General features: G+C 68.3%; 16 protein-coding genes. 3 read left to right on the top strand and 13 right to left on the bottom strand.

Annotated features, from left to right (window positions below; genetic code table 11):
- The first annotated feature begins 120 nt into the window (after positions 1-120).
- Entirely contained in the window at positions 121-984 is an 864-nt protein-coding gene (locus tag Q0653_RS09150) for a fumarylacetoacetate hydrolase family protein (protein WP_298944336.1), read from the top strand.
- A 16-nt stretch (positions 985-1,000) separates the two neighbouring features.
- Here Q0653_RS09150 and Q0653_RS09145 read toward each other — a convergent pair whose 3' ends face one another.
- From Q0653_RS09145 to Q0653_RS09125, 5 genes are all read right to left on the bottom strand, one after another.
- Positions 1,001-1,570 carry a DUF4190 domain-containing protein gene (locus Q0653_RS09145; protein WP_298944335.1) on the bottom strand — a complete coding sequence of 190 codons (570 nt, stop codon included), beginning with the start codon at positions 1,568-1,570 and terminating at the stop codon, positions 1,001-1,003.
- Between the two features lie 86 nt (positions 1,571-1,656).
- Positions 1,657-3,114 (bottom strand): aspartate ammonia-lyase, encoded by a 1,458-nt coding sequence (locus tag Q0653_RS09140; RefSeq protein WP_298944334.1) that lies wholly within the window; start codon positions 3,112-3,114, stop codon positions 1,657-1,659.
- A gap of 119 nt (positions 3,115-3,233) precedes the next feature.
- Positions 3,234-4,160 carry a phosphodiesterase gene (locus Q0653_RS09135; RefSeq protein WP_298944333.1) on the bottom strand — a complete coding sequence of 309 codons (927 nt, stop codon included), beginning with the start codon at positions 4,158-4,160 and terminating at the stop codon, positions 3,234-3,236.
- 29 nt (positions 4,161-4,189) lie between these two features.
- Positions 4,190-4,513: a peptidase gene (locus tag Q0653_RS09130; RefSeq protein WP_298944332.1), complete on the bottom strand. Its 324-nt coding sequence runs from the start codon at positions 4,511-4,513 to the stop codon at positions 4,190-4,192.
- Positions 4,510-5,733 carry an inorganic phosphate transporter gene (locus tag Q0653_RS09125; RefSeq protein WP_298944331.1) on the bottom strand — a complete coding sequence of 408 codons (1,224 nt, stop codon included), beginning with the start codon at positions 5,731-5,733 and terminating at the stop codon, positions 4,510-4,512. The genes Q0653_RS09130 and Q0653_RS09125 overlap by 4 nt, the downstream gene beginning before the upstream one ends.
- 169 nt (positions 5,734-5,902) lie before the next feature.
- On the opposite strand from Q0653_RS09125, the gene Q0653_RS09120 reads away from it, so the two are divergent.
- Positions 5,903-8,005 (top strand): S9 family peptidase, encoded by a 2,103-nt coding sequence (locus tag Q0653_RS09120; protein ID WP_298743622.1) that lies wholly within the window; start codon positions 5,903-5,905, stop codon positions 8,003-8,005.
- A gap of 192 nt (positions 8,006-8,197) precedes the next feature.
- Here Q0653_RS09120 and Q0653_RS09115 read toward each other — a convergent pair whose 3' ends face one another.
- The 6 genes from Q0653_RS09115 to Q0653_RS09090 form a co-directional block, all read right to left on the bottom strand.
- A complete protein-coding gene (locus Q0653_RS09115) occupies positions 8,198-9,112 on the bottom strand; it encodes a hypothetical protein (RefSeq protein ID WP_298944330.1) in 915 nt (304 codons plus the stop codon).
- 220 nt (positions 9,113-9,332) lie between these two features.
- On the bottom strand, positions 9,333-10,361 hold the full coding sequence (locus Q0653_RS09110; protein ID WP_298944329.1) for a 6-phosphofructokinase: 1,029 nt from the start codon (positions 10,359-10,361) through the stop codon (positions 9,333-9,335).
- 122 nt (positions 10,362-10,483) lie between these two features.
- Entirely contained in the window at positions 10,484-12,646 is a 2,163-nt protein-coding gene (locus Q0653_RS09105; RefSeq protein ID WP_298743617.1) for a DEAD/DEAH box helicase, read from the bottom strand.
- Between the two features lie 172 nt (positions 12,647-12,818).
- Positions 12,819-15,074, bottom strand: coding sequence for a heavy metal translocating P-type ATPase (locus Q0653_RS09100; RefSeq protein ID WP_298944328.1), 2,256 nt, complete (start codon positions 15,072-15,074; stop codon positions 12,819-12,821).
- Positions 15,071-15,280: a heavy-metal-associated domain-containing protein gene (locus Q0653_RS09095; RefSeq protein WP_298743613.1), complete on the bottom strand. Its 210-nt coding sequence runs from the start codon at positions 15,278-15,280 to the stop codon at positions 15,071-15,073. The genes Q0653_RS09100 and Q0653_RS09095 overlap by 4 nt, the downstream gene beginning before the upstream one ends.
- A 70-nt stretch (positions 15,281-15,350) precedes the next feature.
- On the bottom strand, positions 15,351-15,680 hold the full coding sequence (locus Q0653_RS09090; RefSeq protein ID WP_298944327.1) for a glycerophosphodiester phosphodiesterase family protein: 330 nt from the start codon (positions 15,678-15,680) through the stop codon (positions 15,351-15,353).
- A gap of 266 nt (positions 15,681-15,946) precedes the next feature.
- Between Q0653_RS09090 and deoC the strand changes: the two genes are divergently transcribed.
- Positions 15,947-16,663 carry a deoxyribose-phosphate aldolase gene (gene deoC, locus Q0653_RS09085; RefSeq protein WP_298743606.1) on the top strand — a complete coding sequence of 239 codons (717 nt, stop codon included), beginning with the start codon at positions 15,947-15,949 and terminating at the stop codon, positions 16,661-16,663.
- Between the two features lie 10 nt (positions 16,664-16,673).
- On the opposite strand, the gene Q0653_RS09080 is transcribed toward deoC, so the two are convergent.
- Positions 16,674-17,639: a bifunctional riboflavin kinase/FAD synthetase gene (locus Q0653_RS09080; RefSeq protein ID WP_298944326.1), complete on the bottom strand. Its 966-nt coding sequence runs from the start codon at positions 17,637-17,639 to the stop codon at positions 16,674-16,676.
- Entirely contained in the window at positions 17,636-18,079 is a 444-nt protein-coding gene (locus tag Q0653_RS09075) for a hypothetical protein (RefSeq protein WP_298743602.1), read from the bottom strand. The genes Q0653_RS09080 and Q0653_RS09075 overlap by 4 nt, the downstream gene beginning before the upstream one ends.
- Positions 18,080-18,112 lie beyond the last annotated feature (33 nt).

Below are 18,112 nucleotides of genomic sequence, written 5' to 3'. Positions count from 1 at the left end.
ACTCAGCGCCCGGGAGACACGCAGGCATCGCCGCGGCACCGGGCGCTGAGTCATTTCCAACCGCCCCCCCCGCGAAGCCCTCCCGGGTCATCGCCGCACAGCCTCGCGTAGTCTGGCGGGATGCGTGTGGCTCATGTGATCGTGCCCGGAGACTCCGATCACCAGCTGGCGGTGATCCGCGGTGACGAAGCGGTTCTCGTCGCCCCCCTCTTCGACGGGGCTCCGCACCGGTTGCAGCAGCTCATCGACGGGGACGACGACCTCCGGCACCGCGTGGAAGGTGCCGCCCGGGGCGCCGCCGGCATCCCGCTCGACGGCCTGCGCTTCGGACCGGCCGTCGACGCGCCGCCCCTCGTGCTCGCGATCGGGCTCAACTACGCCGCCCACTCCAGTGAGCTCGGCTTGAAGACCGACTCCGCGCCGACCGTGTTCGTGCTCTGGCCCGGATCGCTGTCGGCGCACGAGTCGACGACGACCTGGCCGCGGACCCTCAGTGAGTCGGTGGACTACGAAGCAGAGCTGGGGGTCGTGATGGGGCGCCCCGCGAAAGACGTCAGCGAGGCGGACGCGCTCTCCCACGTCTGGGGGTACACGGTGGTCAACGACATCACCGCTCGCGACATCCAGTTCTCCGAAGCGCAGTGGTCGCGCTGCAAGTCGTTCGACGGGTTCACGCCGAACGGACCGTTCGTCGTCACTGCCGATGAGATCGCCGACCCGCAGGACCTGCACATCTGGGCGGTCGTGGACGGGCAGACGGTGCAGGATGCCTCCACCGGGCAGATGGTCCGCTCGGTCGCCACGCTCATCTCGCATCTGTCGCGTTCGGCGACGATGCTGCCCGGCACGTTGATCTCCACGGGAAGTCCGGGGGGCGCGGGCTATTCCCGCGACCCCCAGATCTTCCTGCGCGATCGTTCGACCGTGACCGTCGGGGTCGACGGCATCGGAAGCCTCACGACCCACTGCCGCATCCTCGACTGAGGGCGCGGCGAGCCGCTCAGCGGTTCGACTGCTCCAGCAGTTCCTGGCAGCTGATCGTGACGCCGTTGAAGACGACCGAACCGGTCGGGTCGGCTTGGCACTGGGCGACCTGATTGACGAGGTCGGCGCCGCCGGCGGCGTTGAAGAGGACGACAGCCAGGATGATGCCGAGGATCGTCAGCACGATGAGGATGGCGCTGACGATGATCGCCGCGAGGGCGATGCCGTTCTTCCGCCCCGCCTTGCGGCTCTGGACCAGCGCGACTATGCCGAGGATGAGCCCGACGATCTGCAGACCGATCGGGACGATCGCAAGCACCAGCGCCACGATGCCGAGCGTGCGGCCGGGCGCAGCCGGCTCGGGGTACCCGGCCGGGTACGACGGCGCCGCCGCGTAGCCGGGGTCGCTGTAGGCCGGAGCCGCGGGCGGAGCGGCAGCGTACTCGCCGTAGGTCGGCGGAGCCACCGGGGGTGCCGCGGGCGGTGCCGCCGGAGGCGTGTAGGCGGGGTCGGCCGCGGGAGCGGTGTAGACGGGCGGCTCGGCCGGCGGCTGGGCGCCGGGTGCGGGGGTGTTCGGATCGGTCATGAGGGCCTCCGTGTCGTATGCAGGCGCTCGGCGCGCCGACCTCCGACGCTAGTCGGACCCGCGCGCGGATGCCAGCCTCCGCGCCGTCAGCCCTCGACGAGGTTCTCGACCGGTTGGATGATCGGGATCGCCTGCGTCACCGCTTCCAGACCCGAGAGTCGCGCGGGTGACAGCTGCTTGTCGACCTCGTCGCGCGACATGAGACCTGCCTCCACGACGAGATCGCCCACGTTGCGGTGGGTGAGGAGGGCGGTCTTCGCGAGCGCGGCGGATGCCGCGTAGCCGATGAACGGGGTCAGCGCGGTCACGACGCCGACCGACGAGCCCACCATCGCGCCCAGCCGATCGCGGTTCGCGGTGATGCCGTCGACACAGTTGATCCGGAACGTCCGCATGGCGCGCCGCATCCACGTGATCGACTGGAAGATCGAGTGAGCGATGATCGGCTCGAAGGCGTTGAGCTGGAGTTGTCCACCCTCGACGGCCATGGTGACGGTCAAGTCGGCCCCGGCCACCGCGAACGCGACCTGGTTGACGACCTCCGGGACGACCGGGTTGACCTTTCCGGGCATGATGCTGGAGCCCGCCTGGCGCGCCGGCAGGTTGATCTCGCCAAATCCGGCCTGGGGACCACTGGAGAGCAACCGCAGGTCGTTGGCGATCTTCGACAGCTTGATCGCGTTGCGCTTGAGGGTGGAGGAGAACGACATGAACGAACCGGTGTCGCTCGTCGCCTCCACGAGGTCGTCCGCCGTCGCGAGGTCGAGTCCGGTGATCTCGCGCAGGTGGCGGAGCACGGCCGTCGCGTACGCGGGATGCGTCGTGATACCGGTGCCGATCGCCGTCGCTCCCATGTTGATCTCGAAGAGCAGGTTGGCGTTTTCGGTGAGGCGTTGGTGGTCGTATCCGAGCGTCGTGGCGAACCCGTGGAACTCCTGACCGAGGGTCATCGGGACGGCATCCTGCAGTTGCGTGCGACCGATCTTCAGAATGTCGTGGAACTCGACGGCCTTGGCGAGGAACGAGCGGCGCAGCAGGTCGAGTTCTTCCAGGAGCGAGCGGAGGTCAAGGCTGAGTCCGACTTTCACCGCCGTCGGGTACACATCGTTGGTCGACTGCGACCGGTTGGTGTGGTCGATCGGCGAGAGGAAGGCGTAGTCGCCCTTGGGGCGCCCGGCCATTTCGAGCGCGATGTTGGTGATGACCTCGTTCGCGTTCATGTTCGTCGAGGTGCCCGCCCCGCCCTGGACGACACCCACGACGAACTGGTCATGGAACTCCCCCTCGATCACCCGCTGGGCAGCCCGATCGATCAGATCAGCCTTGACGGCATCGAGGACCCCGATCTCCAGATTGGCGCGGGCGGATGCCTGCTTCACCATCGCGAGAGCCTTCACCAGGTCGCGGTAGACCGAGATCGGCCGCATCGAGATCGGGAAGTTCTCCAGCGCCCGTGCGGTGTGGATGCCCCAGTAGGCGTCGGCGGGGATCTCGAGGGAGCCGAGCGAATCTGTTTCGGTACGCGTCGTTGCGTCCAGTGCCATGGTGGTGTCCTTGTGGGTCACGTCTGCGGATCGGATGCGTCGAGCCTAGCCGCGGCAGCGCCACCTGCCGATAGACGCCGCGTACACCGGCACTGCCGTGTCCTACGCCGCGGTGAACGTCAGACCGGCTTGCGCGAGAACGCCTCGAGCCGTTCACGCGGGCTCAGCGCGGCCATCGCCTCGATCCACTCCGCCGAGAAGAAGTCGGCCGTGGCCGCCTCGACCACCGGGACCACGGCATGCGTGATGGTGTCGTCGTAGACGTGGACCAGCTGGAACGACTGTCCGGCATCCATCCCGTTGACCTCGGTCGCCGGGCGCTGCAGATTCATCGTGTAACACGTCGCTGAGGCGACACTCACGGGGATGCCGGAGAACGTACCGGCGGTGGCGTAGTGCAGGTGGCCGGCGAGGATCGCTCGCACGTCTGATCCGGCGATGACGGCGGCGAATGCCTCTTGGTCGCGCAACTCGAGGATGTCGAAGAACGGGATGTGGCTCGGCAACGGCGGGTGATGGAGTGCCAGGATCGTGCCGAGCGGAGCCGGTTCGGCGAGCACCTCGCGCAGCCAGGCGAGCTGAGCCGGGTCGAGGTGGCCGTGGTGCCATCCCGGGACCGTCGAATCGAGAGCGATGAGCCGGAGCCCGCGGAGATCCCAGACGCTCGTCACCGGTTCCTCGGTCGGTTCCGCGTCGAGCAACCCCGCGCGCAGCGCCGGCCGCTCGTCATGATTGCCCGCCACCCAGATCAGCGGAGCACCCAGGCGCTCGGCCACCGGTTCGACCGCGGCTCGCAGGGCCGCATACGCTCCGGGCTCGCCAAGGTCGGTGAGATCGCCCGTGAACACGATCGCGTCCGGCCGGATGCGTATCCGCTCGATCGCCTCGAGGGTGCGTGCCAGGTTCTCGGCGGTGTCGTACCGCCCGCCGAGGAGACGCCCGTCGGCGAGCAGATGCGTGTCGGACAGATGGAGGATCGTGCGCCGCGCGGGGGCGTGCTGCCCGAACTGGACGGGTGTTCCGGGAGCAGCAGACACGTCGGGCATGCTGTCAGCCTAGAACCGTCCTCCGACGATCAGTGGATGACGATCAGTGTCAACCCGCCGAGGACGGCGAGCGCGCTGACCGCGAACGATGCGTACGCACCGACGAGCGCGACCTGCTTCTGTCCCGTCGTGAGGGGACTCCTCTTCGCTGCCTTCGCCGATGCTTTGGCTGCGCGCCGCGCTTCCTTTTCCGTGATCACGGTGATCGCGTCGGTGAACTCGGCCGGGGCCACCACAGGCGAACGTCCGGCGCGAACGAGGAGCCGCAAGCCGATCGCGTAGAAGCCGACGATCAGCGTCGCACCGGCCAAAGCCGCCGCGAATACGTGCAGGAATGCGAGCCAGTCGATCATTTCTCGTCCTTCCGTCTCGGCTTTCGAGCGACCGCCCGCTGCTTGCGGGTGGGAGGCGGGTTGCGCGTGACCTTGACCGCCAGTCCCGAGTCGGCGACCTCACTCATGGCGTTGCCGGCATCCACCGCGTTGCGACGTGACCGCGCGAAGATCCCGAGGATGATCGCCACCGCGATCACCGACCCGACCAGCACGCCCCACAGCGGACCCAACCAGACGACGATGAGCGCCGCCGCGGCACCGACCGCGCCGGCGGCGGGAAGCGTCAGCACCCATCCGACGGCGATGCGCCCGACGGTGCGCCAGCGGACGATCGAGCCGCGGCGACCGAGACCCGACCCGATCACCGACCCTGATGCCACCTGCGTCGTCGACAACGCGAACCCGAAGAAGCTCGAGGCGAGGATGGTGGCGGCCGTCGACGACTCGGCGGAGAAACCCTGTGCCGGCTTGACGTCGGTGAGTCCCTTGCCCAGCGTGCGGATGATGCGCCAGCCGCCCATGTACGTGCCGAGGGCGATCGTGAAGGCGCAGGCGAAGATCACCCAGGTCTGCGGATCGCTGTTGTCACCGTCCTGCAGGCCCGCGGTGATCAGGGCGAGGGTGATGACCCCCATGGTCTTCTGTGCGTCGTTCGTGCCGTGCGCGAGGGCGACGAGGGACGATGTGAAGATCTGTCCCCAGCGAAACCCGTCACGACCGTCGGGCTTGTTGTCGTAGCGACGTGTCATCGCGTAGGCGAGGCGGGTCACGAGGAACGCGATGACACCGGCCGTGAACGGCGCGATGAGAGCCGGTAGGACGACCTTGCTCAGCACCACGCCGAAGTCGATCGCAGCCGCGCTCGCTCCGACCACCGTCGCCCCGATCAGACCACCGAACAACGCGTGCGATGAACTGGACGGCAGCCCCAGCAGCCAGGTGAGCATGTTCCAGGTGATCGCGCCGACCAGGCCGGCGAAGATGATCGGCAAGAACGTGGTCGCATCGATCCCGTCTTCGTTGATCATCCCGTGCGAGATCGTCTTGGACACTTCGGTCGACAAGAACGCGCCGACGAGGTTCAGGACGGCCGCCAGCAACACGGCGACCTTGGGCTTGAGAGCACCGGTCGCGATGGGTGTCGCCATCGCATTCGCGGTGTCGTGGAAGCCGTTCGTGAAGTCGAAGAACAACGCCAGGGCGATCACGAGCACGACGATCAATACGGCCGTTTCCACAGTTCGCTTTCCGTCAGAGGAGGTGGGAAATGCCGAAGCGATCGGCGGTGCGAACGAAGAGTTCACCGGAGATTCATGTTCCGGCAACCGGACGAGGAAAATACTCGCATATCCACGGGCGATCGCAGAACACGGGTCGCCTGATCCGGGTGTCGGCTACCGTTGCAGAGTGACCACGCTTACCCCGCCCGTCGCCCCTGTCCGCCCCATCACCCGCATCCATCACGGCGATGAGGTCGTCGACGAATACGAATGGTTGCGCGCGAAAGACGACCCCGAGGTCATCGCGCACCTGGAGGCGGAGAACGCGTATACGGATGCCCGCACCGCGGCTCTGGAACCTCTGCGGGAGCGCATCTTCCAGGAGATCAAGTCACGCACGCTCGAAAGCGACCTTTCCGTGCCCACCCGCGAGGGGAACTGGTGGTACTACGGCCGGTCCGTCGAGGGCCAGCAATACGGCATCCACTGTCGCGCGCCCCTCACGGATCCCGACGACTGGACCCCGCCCATCCTCTCCCCCGGCGTCGATGTCCCCGGTGAGCAGGTGCTCCTCGACGGCAACATCGAGGCCGACGGGCTGGAGTTCTTCTCTCTCGGCAGCTTCGACGTCTCCGCCGACGGCGGCCACCTCCTGTACGGCGTGGACAGCGAGGGCGATGAGCGCTACACGCTGCGCATCCGCGACCTCGCAACAGGCGAGGACCTGGACGACGTGATCGACCAGACGTCGTCGGGCGCGATGTTCTCTCCCGACGGACGCTTCGTCGTCTATACGACGGTCGACGACGCCTGGCGGCCCGATACCGTGTGGCTGCACGAAGTGGGCACGCCCGCCTCCGACGACGTGACGCTGTTCCACGAATCCGACGACCGGTATTGGGTCGGCGCGGGCTTCACCCGCAGTCAGCGCTACCTCGTGATCGAGGTGGGCTCGTCGATCACGACCGAGGAATATCTCGTGGATGCCGCCGATCTGCGCGCCGAACCGCGCTCGATCTGGCCGCGGCGCGACGGTGTCGAATATTCCGCGACCCACGCCGTCGTGGACGGCGAGGATGTGCTCTACATCCTGCACAACGACGGGGCACTCGACTTCGAGTTGGTGCGGGTGTCGGTCGCCGACCCCACCGGCACGCGAGCGGTCGTGCTCGCCCACGAACCGGGCCGGAGGCTGCTGGACGTCTCGGCCTTCCGCGATTGGGGTGTCGTGTCGTATCGGCGCGATGGGCTCGCTCGGATGGGCATGCTCGACTACGCCACGGATCGCGTGGACGAGCTCGACTTCGCCGAGGAACTGTACTCGGCCGGCGCCGCGGGCAACCCGGAATGGGCGCCGCCGCTCGTGCGGCTCGGATACGGCTCGTTCGTGACGCCGGGCACGGTGTACGACTATGTCGTCGCGACCGGCGAGTTCCTGTTGCGCAAGCGCCAGCCGGTGCTCGGCGGCTACGACGCGGCGGATTATGCGCAGTCGCGGGTGTGGGCGACGGCATCCGATGGCGTGCGCGTGCCGATCTCGCTCGTCTGGAAGACCTCATTCGGCACGCCGGGCGATGCCCCGCGGCCCGTGCACCTGTACGGGTACGGCTCGTATGAACACTCGATCGAACCGGGATTCTCGGTCGCGCGGTTGTCGATGCTGGACCGCGGCGTGATCTTCGCCGTCGCGCACGTCCGCGGCGGCGGCGAGATGGGCCGCCAGTGGTACGAAGACGGCAAGCTCGGTCACAAGCGCAACACCTTCACCGATTTCGTCGCGTGCGCGCACGAGTTGGTCGCGTCGGGCGTCACCACCCCCTCCCGCATGGTCGCGGAGGGTGGGTCGGCGGGCGGTCTTCTGATGGGTGCGGTCGCGAACCTGGCTCCGGAGATGTTCGCCGGCATCCTCGCGGACGTGCCGTTCGTCGATGCACTGACGACGATCTTGGATCCGTCGCTGCCGCTCACCGTGATCGAGTGGGACGAGTGGGGCGACCCGTTGCACGACCCCGAGGTCTACGCGTATATGAAGACCTACACGCCCTATGAGAATGTGCGCACGGATGTGGCCTATCCCCGCATCCTGGCCGCGACATCGCTCAACGACACGCGGGTGTTCTACGTCGAGCCGGCCAAGTGGGTGGCCCGGCTGCGCGCCGTCGGCGCCGATGCGCTGCTGAAGTGCGAGATGGTCGCCGGCCACGGCGGAGTCAGCGGCCGCTACAACGCCTGGCGACAGCGGGCGTTCGAGCTCGCCTGGCTGCTGGACGTCCTCGACCTCGCCGACTGACCCCCGCCGCCGCGGGACGCGTGCTCGTCCCACTTCGGGCGGTGTGTGTCCCACTTCGGGCGGGGCGTGTCCCACTTGTGGCTGGTTTCGGCGCGCACATTCAGCCACTTTTGGGACATGCTGTCTGCGGCGACGGCGGCCAGTCGGCGAGACAAGCGCGCGACGGGCTGCGCGCCGGCCACTGATCGGCGTTCAGCGTCCCGGCGTCCACCCGGCGCGTGTGAGTGCATCGCGGGCAATCGCTATGGCGGCACGTCCACCCTTGCCGATGTGATGCGACAGCACTCGCCGGTGGTCCCACCCCATGTCCCGGATCGCAGCCCACCGGTCCGCATCCCGTGCGAACTGTGCGGCATCCTCCGCGTGCACGCGACCATCGTATTCGATCGCCACGCGATAGCGCGGAAACGCCAGGTCGAGTTCAGCGACGAACTCGCCCCGGTCGTCGAAGAGATTCCAGCCCACGTCCGGCTCTGGAAATCCCGCATCCCCGAGCAGGAGCCGCAGTCGCGTTTCACGCGGCGACCGCACACCGAAGCGCACGGCGCGTAACGAGCGGGCGAGGATGCCGCTACGCACATCGCCCATGGTGGCGATCTCGGCGCGCAGATCCTCGACCGCCGCGAGAGGACGATCCCCGGAGATGAGGAAGTCAGCCGCTGCGACCAGATCGGCGAAGCTCCATAGCCTCCCCACCTGCCGCCATGCGCGCACCGGATCCTCGATCGGTAGACCGCCGATGACCGCGAACGCCGGTTCACGAAGCTGCAGCCGATGTCCGGTGACACCGCGGGTGCGTGGCTCGCGTGCGGGACGGTACGCGGACACATGCACCGCCGGCCGATAAGGCCACTCCGGCATCGGCACGCCGAGCAGAGCGAGCGCCGTCTCATGGCTGAAGAACTGTCCGTCCGTCAACCGCGGCGCGAATGCGAGACACGAGGCCGCGAGCGAATTCGCCTCCACGGCGCCCCGCACTCGGACGGAATGGAACGGGGTGGTGAAGGCTGCCCCGCGCAGTCGCCCTCGCTCAACCCCGGCTGCGCGCGCGTGCGCAACAGTGAACGCCGCCGGAAGGAGTACGGCAGGATCGTCGGATGCCGGCATCCGCCCATCGTCGCCTATGCGCCCGCCGAGCAGGCACCGTGGGCCACGATCGGTGGATGACGCGGCGAGGCCTCACATTGTGGAGGAAGCTCCGCAGCCACATCACAACCGACCCATGTCCCACTTGTGGTTGGTTTCTGGCGTCAAAATCGACCACAAGTGGGACAGGGTCTACCGAAAGTGGGACAAGGCATGCCCCAAGTGGGACAACGGAGAGGGGTCAGCCGAAGAGGGCGGCGGCCTCTTCGTAGCGATAGATCGGGACGGTGTTGAGCTCACCGAGGGCCTCTTCGAAGGGGACACGGACGATGTCAGTGCCCTTCATCGACACCATCTGGCCCCACCCGCCCTCGACGACCGCATCCGCGGCGTGCAGGCCCAGCCGGGTCGCCAGGACACGGTCGAACGCCGACGGCGACCCGCCGCGCTGGATATGGCCGAGGACCGTCGCACGTGTCTCGATGCCGGTGATGCGCTCGATCTCGGGCGCGAGGATCTCGCTGATCCCCCCGAGGCGCGGGCGGTTGAACGCGTCGAGCCCCTTGTCGCTGTAGGCCTCGTCCATCCCGGAGAGCGTGAAGCCCTCCGAGACGACGATCAGCGGCGCGCGGCCGCGATCGTGGGCCTTCTGCACCTGCGCGGTGATCTCGTCGAGCGACATCGGAACCTCGGGGATGCAGATGACATGGGCGCCCGCGGCGATGCCGGAGTGGAGGGCGATCCAGCCGACGTGACGGCCCATGACCTCGGCCACCATGCAGCGCTGGTGCGAATCACCGGTGGTCCGCAGGCGGTCCATCGCCTCGGTGGCGATGTTCACGGCGGTGTCGAACCCGAACGAGTAGTCGGTCGCCCGAAGGTCGTTGTCGATCGTCTTGGGCACACCCATGACGTTGATGCCGTCGTTGTACAGGCGGTTCGCAGCCGCGAGGGTGCCCTCGCCGCCGATCGCGACGATGCCGTCGAGCCGGTGCCCGTACATCGTGGCCTTGATGTTCTCGGCGCCGCCGCGCGGGCCCTCGTACGGGTTCGTGCGGCTCGTGCCGAGGATGGTGCCGCCGACCTTGGAGAGGCCCTTGACCTCGTGCCGGGTGAGCGGGAAGAAGTCGCCGTCGACGACGCCACGCCAGCCGTCGCGGATGCCGACGAACTCGACGTTGTAGGTGGTCGTGCCCTTGAGCACGAGACCGCGGATGACGGCGTTCAGTCCGGGGCAATCGCCGCCGCTCGTGAGGATGCCGATCTTCATGTGGGGATCCTTTGTTTCAGTGATCTGCGTACGGCGTCGCTGCCTCCCCCGACACTATCGCTCCGGAGCACCGCACGGCCATCCGCACGACCGGCAAAAAGACCGGCCGCGCGGACACCGTTTCAGCGTGAACCGAGCGACTGACGCAGCAGGTGCATGAGGGCCGACATCTGCACCGAATCGCTCGAGGTGGGGTCGAGCTGCTCGCCGTCGAGCGCGCGGGCAGCCAGCCCCTGCTTCGAGTCGATCAGTTCGGCGATCTTCGTGTCGATCGTGTGCGCGGCGATGATCCGCCACGCCGTGACGGGCTCATCCTGGCCGATGCGGTGCACGCGGTCGATGGCCTGCGTCTGCTCGGCGGCGGTCCAGCTGAGCTCGGCGAGGACGACGTTGGAGGCCGCTTGCATGTTGAGACCGACGCCGGCAGCTGTCAGCGAGCACACGGCGATCGCGACCCCTGGATCGTTGTTGAACGCGTCGATCGCGAGCTGGCGAGCGGGAGTCGTCTGGTCACCACGGATCGAGATCGTCCGCAGCCCCGCCGCAGCGAAGTGGGCTTCGGCGGCATCCATCACGTCGATGTGCTTCGCAAAGAACACGACCTTGCCGACCGAGCGCTGCAGCTGCACCGCGTAGTCCGCCGCCAGGAGGGCCTTGGCCTGGCCGATCTTGCGCACCATCGTGAACACGTTGTCGCCGCCGGTGCCGGTCGCTTTGGAATCCTCGAGCTCGCCGTGCGCGACGAGGCGCACGATGTCCTCGTCGAACTCGCCGCGGAAGACCTTGTCGCCGCGCGCCTCGATGATCCGGCGGTACTTCACCGCCATGCGGTCACCCAGCTCCCGTTCGGCCGCCCGAATCGAACGACCGAAGTCGTCGTCGAGCTCCACCGGAAGATCCGCCACGAGTTTGTCGGGCAGGTCGGCCGCGACGTCCTTCTTCTTGCGTCGGACGATGCCGAGCGAGATGACGGCGTCACGCGCCTCGGGATAGAACGCCTTGTCGGCGGGCGTGAGGCCCGTCGCGTCGAGACGTTCCATGAGCTCGGGGCCGGGCTTCTCCCCGTTGGTCCACCCGAGGAACCGCCAAATGGCGTCGAAGTCCTCGACGTCGTTGATCAGCGGGGTACCCGTGAGGGCGAGCATGAGCGGATCGCGGACCTGTTCGCGGATGCGGGCGGCGAGCCCCAGGACGTTCTGCGACCGTTGCGACGTGAGGTTCTTGATGAAGTGCGCCTCGTCGACGACCATCCCCTTGAGCCCGATCGAGCTGAGCCACGCCAAGTGCCGGTCGAGCACCTCGTAGTTGACGATGAACACGTCGGCGAACGCATCGATGTCGCCGCCATCGCCGGAGATCACGGTCGCGCGCCGCTGCGGCGTCCACCGTTCGACCTCGCGGGCCCAGTTCATCTTGACGACGTTGGGGACGACAGCCAGCAGCGGGTACGCATCCGCGATGGATGCCGCCAGGACCGACTGGGCGGTCTTGCCGAGGCCCGGTTCGTCGGCCAGGAGGAACGATCGGTGCCCGCAGCGGACGGCCTCGAGGAACCGCGACTGGTGCGGCATGATCTCCAGGCCCTTGGGCGACAGTCGATCGAACTCGGGGACGGGCGGCAACTCCATGGATGCCGCCGAACCGCCGGCACCCGTTTCGAATGCTTTGTACAGCGGCCCCATCAGCTCCCAGCCGTCCAGGCGTCGACGGGCGGTGGATGCCGGCGCACGCAACGCCACATCGGGCGCGAGGAACGGATTCGCTTCCCGTCGAGCCTCGATCTGGGCGGGGATGACCTGGCGTTCCGCAAGCGCCGCAGGCACGACCTGGGTCTGCACGGGGGCGACGTCGGTGATGATGAGCTCGTCTTCGGCGAGTTCGGCGCCGGATTCCAGCAGCCAATCGCGCCGCATGCGCTTGGCGACTGGCGTCGTGGCCTGATCGACCTCGAGCAGCTGAATGAGCGAGGTGTCGCGCGCGGCGGTCTTGGCGAGGATCGTGGCGACGCCGTCGAGCCGCTTGAGGAGTTCGGCGCGCGCACCGGCGGGTACCGACTCATCGGCTTTGACCCGGGCGCGCTCCTCACGGACGAGGAAGGCGATCACCTGGAACTTCACGCGGTTCGTCGGACCGAGCTTGCCGCGCTGGGCCTTGGCCTCGACCTCGCGCACCTTGCGCGCAAGGATCGGGATCAGCGGCGCGTCATCGTCGCGTCGCGCCGGAGAGCTCTTGCGTCGTCTGGTTGACGCGCGCTGAGCGGATGCGGTGGATGCCGTGGGCGGCATGCTCCTCCTGAGCGTGGATGCCGGTGAGAGCCGGCGGAACCGGCCTGCGCGACCGGTCGGTCGGAGTCCGCGACTGTCGCCGCGGGGGAATACACGAGGATCGTTCCACCCGGCTGCGGGTACTCACTTCAGCGAGCTGCGGCGACAGACGGGACGGGCCCTCGGCGCCAGTCTAGCGCGCCCGACCCGGAGCCGCCCGCAGACGCAGGCTGTTGAGCACCACGAAGACGCTGGAGAACGCCATCGCCGCGCCCGCGATCATCGGATTGAGCAGGCCCAGCGCCGCCAGCGGGAGCGCCGCGACGTTGTAGGCGAAAGCCCAGAACAGGTTGCCGCGGATGATCGCCATCGTCCGGCGGCTCAGTCGGATCGCGGTGACCACCGGAGTGAGCCCGATGCCCGTCACGGCGATGTCACTCGCGTGGACCGCGGCATCCGTCCCGCCCCCCATCGCGATCCCGAGGTCGGCGGTGGCGAGCGCCGCGGCGTCGTTGATGCCGTCCCCGATCATGGCGACGCGCCGACCTTCCGTCTGTAGACGGCGGATCTCGTCGACCTTCCCCTCGGGAAGGACGCCGGAGATCACATCGTCGATGCCCGCGGCGCGGGCCGCTGTGGCCGCGGCGCCGGCGTTGTCACCGGTGAGGAGCAGCACCTTGAGCCCGAGATCCTGCAGGTGCGCCACGGCTGCGGCGCTGTCGGGGCGGACGGTGTCGGCGACGCTCACGACGGCGCGGACGCGCCCGTCCCACCCCGCGACGACCGCGGTCGCTCCGGCCTCTTCCGCACGGCGGACGGCGGACGCCGCAGCGTCGGACGCGGTGCCGGTCAGCGCTTCGGCAAAGTCCGGGCGACCGGCGAAGACCACGCGCCCCTCGACGACCCCGGTGACCCCCCGTCCGGCGTGACCGGTGAAGTCGGTGACGGATGCCGGCGATTCGCTCAGTGCGGCGAGCGCCCGCGCGACGGGATGCTCGGATGCCTGCTCGAGCGCAGCGACCCGTCGGGCGACGGTATCGGCATCCGTGCCCTCGTCGAGAACCTCGATACCGCGCACGCTCATTTCTCCCGTGGTCACGGTGCCGGTCTTGTCGAGGATGACGGTGTCGATGCGATCGGCGCTCTCGAGTGCTTCGGGGCCCGTGATGAGGATGCCCAACTGCGCGCCCCGCCCCGTGCCCACCAGAATCGCGATCGGCGTGGCGAGTCCGAGAGCACACGGGCAGGCGATGATGAGGACGGCGACGGCGGCGGTGAATCCGGCCGCGATGCCTCCCCCGGCGAGAACCCACGTGAGCAACGTCAGGATCGACAGTGCGATCACAATCGGGACGAACACCGCCGAGATACGGTCGGCGAGACGTTGCACCCGGCTCTTTCCGGCCTGGGCGTCTTCGACCAGTCGCGCCATGTGCGCGAGTCGCGTATCGGGGCCCACCGAGGTGGCGGTGACGATCAGTCGGCCGTCGACGGCGAGAGTGCCGCCCGTGACGACATCGCCCGGGCCGACCTCGACGGGTGCCGCCTCACCGGTCAGCATGCTCTGATCGACGGATGCGCGCCCCTCGACGACCCGGCCATCAGAGGCGACCTTCTCGCCCGGGCGCGTGACGAAGGCATCACCGACACGCAGGTCCTCCACCGGGATCCGGGTGCCGTCGATCAGGTCGACGTCGGCTGCCGACAGCGCCAGCAACGCCTGCACCGCGGCCCCCGCCCGGCGCTTCGAGCGCTGTTCGACGAACCGACCGAGCAACAGGAACACCGTGACGGCTGCGCTGACTTCGAAATACACGAGCGCACTCGGGTCATGGACAGGGCCGAAGAGGTTCGCATCGTGGGTGAGACCGATGCGCCCTGCGGTGCCGAAGAGCATCGCCCACACGCTCCACAGATAGGCCGCGCCGGTGCCGAGGGTGATCAGCGTGTCCATCGTCATCGCACCGTGACGCCCCGCCGCGAACGTCGCGCGGTGGAAGGGCCAGCCGCCCCACACGACGATCGGCGTGGTGAGTGCGAGGGCGACCCACTGCCAGCCGGGGAATTGCCACGCGGGCACCATGCTCACGGCGATCACGGGCACCGCGAGCGCCGCACTGACGATCAGCCGGGTCTTCAGCGTCGTGCGCCCGGGGACATCGCCGTGGTCGTGCTCGTGGGTGTCGACGGCGGCACGCCTCTGGTCCGGGAGGACACGCGTGCGTACGACGGCGTCGTAGCCCGCCGCACGGACGGCCTGTACGAGCTCTTCCTCGTCGAGTGTCGCCGGGAAGCTGACGCGCGCCGTCTCCGTCGCGAGATTCACCGTGGCCTCGACGCCGTCCACGCGACTGAGGCGCTTCTCCACCCGCGCGACGCAGCTGGCGCAGGTCATCCCTTCGATGTCGAGGACGGCCTCGGTCCGCTCATCGGTGCGGGGCGCGGTCACTTCCGACCGACCAGGGTGTAGCCGGCCTCGCTGACCGCGGCGGCGATCTCTGCGTCACGCGTGCCGTCGGTCGAGACGGTGAGGGTGCCCGCCGCCACATCGACGGCGATATCGTCGACGCCCGCGACGCCACGCACCTCGCGCGTCACGGCGGCCGCGCAGTGGCCGCAGGTCATACCGGTGATTTCGAAGGTCTGGTTCGTCATGTCATCTCCTGTGCGTACGAGCGGATGCCGCTTAAACGATGACACCCATAATACCCCCCAGGGGTATTCCCTACCCGTCGGCCAGGTTGTCCTGCCAGGAGTAGAGCGTCGCGGTGGGCACTTTCGTCCCGGCGAACGCCCGCGAAAACCACGAACCGGCATCGAGCTGACGCACCTCATCGAGCGTGAGTGCAGCCACGGGACCGTGTCCATCGGTCGTGCGATCGACGGTTCGGTCGTGCATCAGCACGGCGTGGCCGTCGGCAGTGAGCGCCAGATCGACCTCGACATACTCGAAGCCCCGCGCGCAGTGCTTCGCGCACCGCAGGAAGGGTGTTTTCCGGCGCCACTGCCGTTCCCCCGCGATGACCGGCGACGAAGGCCGCCTCGCCCGGGTCACGCGCCGCGCCGAGAAGCTCTTCCGCGGTCACGCGACTGGGCGTCACACCCATCGCGTCGATCACGACGCTCACCACAGCCAGGACGCACACGATCAAGAGGGCCGGCAGTCCTTCGGTCCGCGGCGGTGCGGTCATCGGTGCCCTTCGTACGGTGACAACGTCGTCTCGGCCACCTTAACGGGCCGCGTTACTCTTTCGTTATCTTTTGTTCATTCCGCCTTCACCAGATCTCCGCGCACCCCACGCACGCGCGTACGCTGGAGGGATGGCCACCATCACCGAGCGCGCCCTCGCCGCGACCCTCGACCACGCGATCCTCAAACCCGAACTCACCCGCACCGAGGTCGACAGCGAACTCGACATCGCCGCCGAATGGGGCGTGTTCAGCGTCTGCGTCCGCCCGAGCGACATCGCCCATGCCGTGTCGCGCCTGGCCGGCACCGGCGTCGCCGTCGGCACGGTCATCGGGTTCCCACACGGCACCACGTCGACGGCCGCGAAGGTCGCCGAAGTCCGGCAGGCGTTGGCCGACGGCGCGACGGAGTTCGACATGGTCGTCAACATCGGCGCGTTGCGCTCCGGCTTCGACGAGGTCGTCACCGAGGACATCCGCGCCGTCGTGGCGGCGGCATCCGGCCACATCACCAAAGTGATCCTGGAGACGGCACTGCTCGACGACGAACAGATCGCGCGCGGCAGTCGGCTCACCGAAGCCGGCGGGGCGGACTTCGTCAAGACCTCGACCGGGTTTGCCGGCGGCGGGGCCACCGTCCCCCACGTCGAACTCATGCGCGCGAACGTCGGCGCCGATGTCCAGGTCAAGGCCTCCGGCGGGGTCCGCAGCTACGCGGACGCCCTCGCCATGCTCTCCGCCGGCGCGAGCCGACTCGGCACGAGCGGTAGCGCGGTCATCCTCGGCGAGGCACGTCGAGTGGATGCCGGAGAGCAAGCTACCGGCATCGTCGACGCGTCGTCGTACTGAGTTCCGCCGGTCACGTCAGGACGCGGCGGATCTCCGCCACGTCCTGATCCATACGATCGATAAGCGCCTCGACACCGTCGAACGCCAGCATCCCCCGCACGCGGTGGGTGAACTGAATCTGCACGCGGTGCCCGTACAGATGGAGATCGGTTTCGTCGAGCACGTATGCCTCGACTTGCCGCGCGTGCACGTCATCGAAGGTCGGGTTCGTCCCCACGGAGATCGCTGCCGGGTAGCGGGTCACTGCACCGATCGGCTGCGCCCCCTCGGCCGCCGGGCCCTCATCGATCAGCCAGCCGGCGTACACGCCGTCTGCCGGGATGAACCCCTCGGCGGCGGTCGACAGATTCGCCGTCGGAAAGCCCAGCTCGCGCCCCCGTTTGAGCCCGTGCACGACCTCTCCCTGCACGGTGTGCGGCCGGCCGAGCAGACGCGCAGCGCCCTCGACATCACCGGCATCCAGCAGGTCGCGCACCCAGGTCGACGACACCCGACGGCCACCACCGTGCACGTCTCCGACGACGTCGACGGCGAAGCCGAACTCCGCGCCCAGTGCGGTCAGCAGACCGGGATCGCCCGCGCCGCCCCGGCCGAACCGGAAGTCGTCGCCGACCATGAGCGTGACGACCCCGAGCGCGTCCACCAGCACGTGCTCGACGAACGCGCGGGGTTCGAGCGCGGCCAGCTGTGCATCGAAACGGAGCACGAGCACCGCGTCGATGCCCTCGGCGGCGAGGAGGCGCAGCTTCTGATCGAGACTCGCGAGCGGCTCCGGGCACAGTTCGGGACGCAGCACGCTCAGCGGATTACGGTCGAAGGTCACCGCCACCACGCGTGCACCGGCATCGGCGGCCGCCACCCGGGCGCGATCGATCACGGCCCGGTGGCCGGAGTGCACACCGTCGAACTTTCCGATCGCCACCACGCTCGGGCCGAACCCGGGAGGTACCTCGGACGGATCACGGAAGACGATCACCAGCTGGATCCTTCCACGACGGGAGCGGCCGCCGGTTCTGTGCGTCCGGACATCACGAGCCACCAGATCCCCACGAACGGCAGCACCAGGGGAATCCAGAAGTACCCGTAGCCATAGCCGGACCACACCGTAGCGTCGTGCGCGAAGAGCTCGGGATGCGTGAGGCTCAGCGTCCCGACGACGAGGACACCGGCCAGTTCGAAGCAGATCGCGACCCACGCGATGAGGTACCAGACGTGTGAGTCGGAGCGGACCAGTGCGACCGTCGCCAGGATGTAGACGAGGGCAGCGATCGCCGACAGCGTGTAGGCGATGGGGGCGCCGGCGAAGTCCTGGACGATCTGCACGAAGGAGCGACCCGTCGCTGCGAGGGCCATGATCGCGTAGACGATCACGAGGACCCGGCCGATGCCGGTCATACGGGGACGGGGCGTTGACATGACCTGTCCATGATAATCGCGCGGCGTTGCGGC

The organism is uncultured Microbacterium sp., assembly GCF_947488465.1.
Taxonomy (GTDB): domain Bacteria; phylum Actinomycetota; class Actinomycetes; order Actinomycetales; family Microbacteriaceae; genus Microbacterium.
Note: the sequence above shows the minus strand (reverse complement) of the source record. Positions and strands in the feature narration are given on the sequence as shown.

What these genes read in the sequence shown, in the direction of transcription:
- Q0653_RS09150 (WP_298944336.1), top strand. Translation starts at nt 121, where the DNA reads ATGCGTGTGGCTCATGTGATCGTGCCCGGAGACTCCGATCACCAGCTG.
- Q0653_RS09145 (WP_298944335.1), bottom strand. Translation starts at nt 1,570, where the DNA reads ATGACCGATCCGAACACCCCCGCACCCGGCGCCCAGCCGCCGGCCGAG.
- Q0653_RS09140 (WP_298944334.1), bottom strand. Translation starts at nt 3,114, where the DNA reads ATGGCACTGGACGCAACGACGCGTACCGAAACAGATTCGCTCGGCTCC.
- Q0653_RS09135 (WP_298944333.1), bottom strand. Translation starts at nt 4,160, where the DNA reads ATGCCCGACGTGTCTGCTGCTCCCGGAACACCCGTCCAGTTCGGGCAG.
- Q0653_RS09130 (WP_298944332.1), bottom strand. Translation starts at nt 4,513, where the DNA reads ATGATCGACTGGCTCGCATTCCTGCACGTATTCGCGGCGGCTTTGGCC.
- Q0653_RS09115 (WP_298944330.1), bottom strand. Translation starts at nt 9,112, where the DNA reads ATGCCGGCATCCGACGATCCTGCCGTACTCCTTCCGGCGGCGTTCACT.
- Q0653_RS09110 (WP_298944329.1), bottom strand. Translation starts at nt 10,361, where the DNA reads ATGAAGATCGGCATCCTCACGAGCGGCGGCGATTGCCCCGGACTGAAC.
- Q0653_RS09105 (WP_298743617.1), bottom strand. Translation starts at nt 12,646, where the DNA reads ATGCCGCCCACGGCATCCACCGCATCCGCTCAGCGCGCGTCAACCAGA.
- Q0653_RS09095 (WP_298743613.1), bottom strand. Translation starts at nt 15,280, where the DNA reads ATGACGAACCAGACCTTCGAAATCACCGGTATGACCTGCGGCCACTGC.
- deoC (WP_298743606.1), top strand. Translation starts at nt 15,947, where the DNA reads ATGGCCACCATCACCGAGCGCGCCCTCGCCGCGACCCTCGACCACGCG.
- Q0653_RS09075 (WP_298743602.1), bottom strand. Translation starts at nt 18,079, where the DNA reads ATGTCAACGCCCCGTCCCCGTATGACCGGCATCGGCCGGGTCCTCGTG.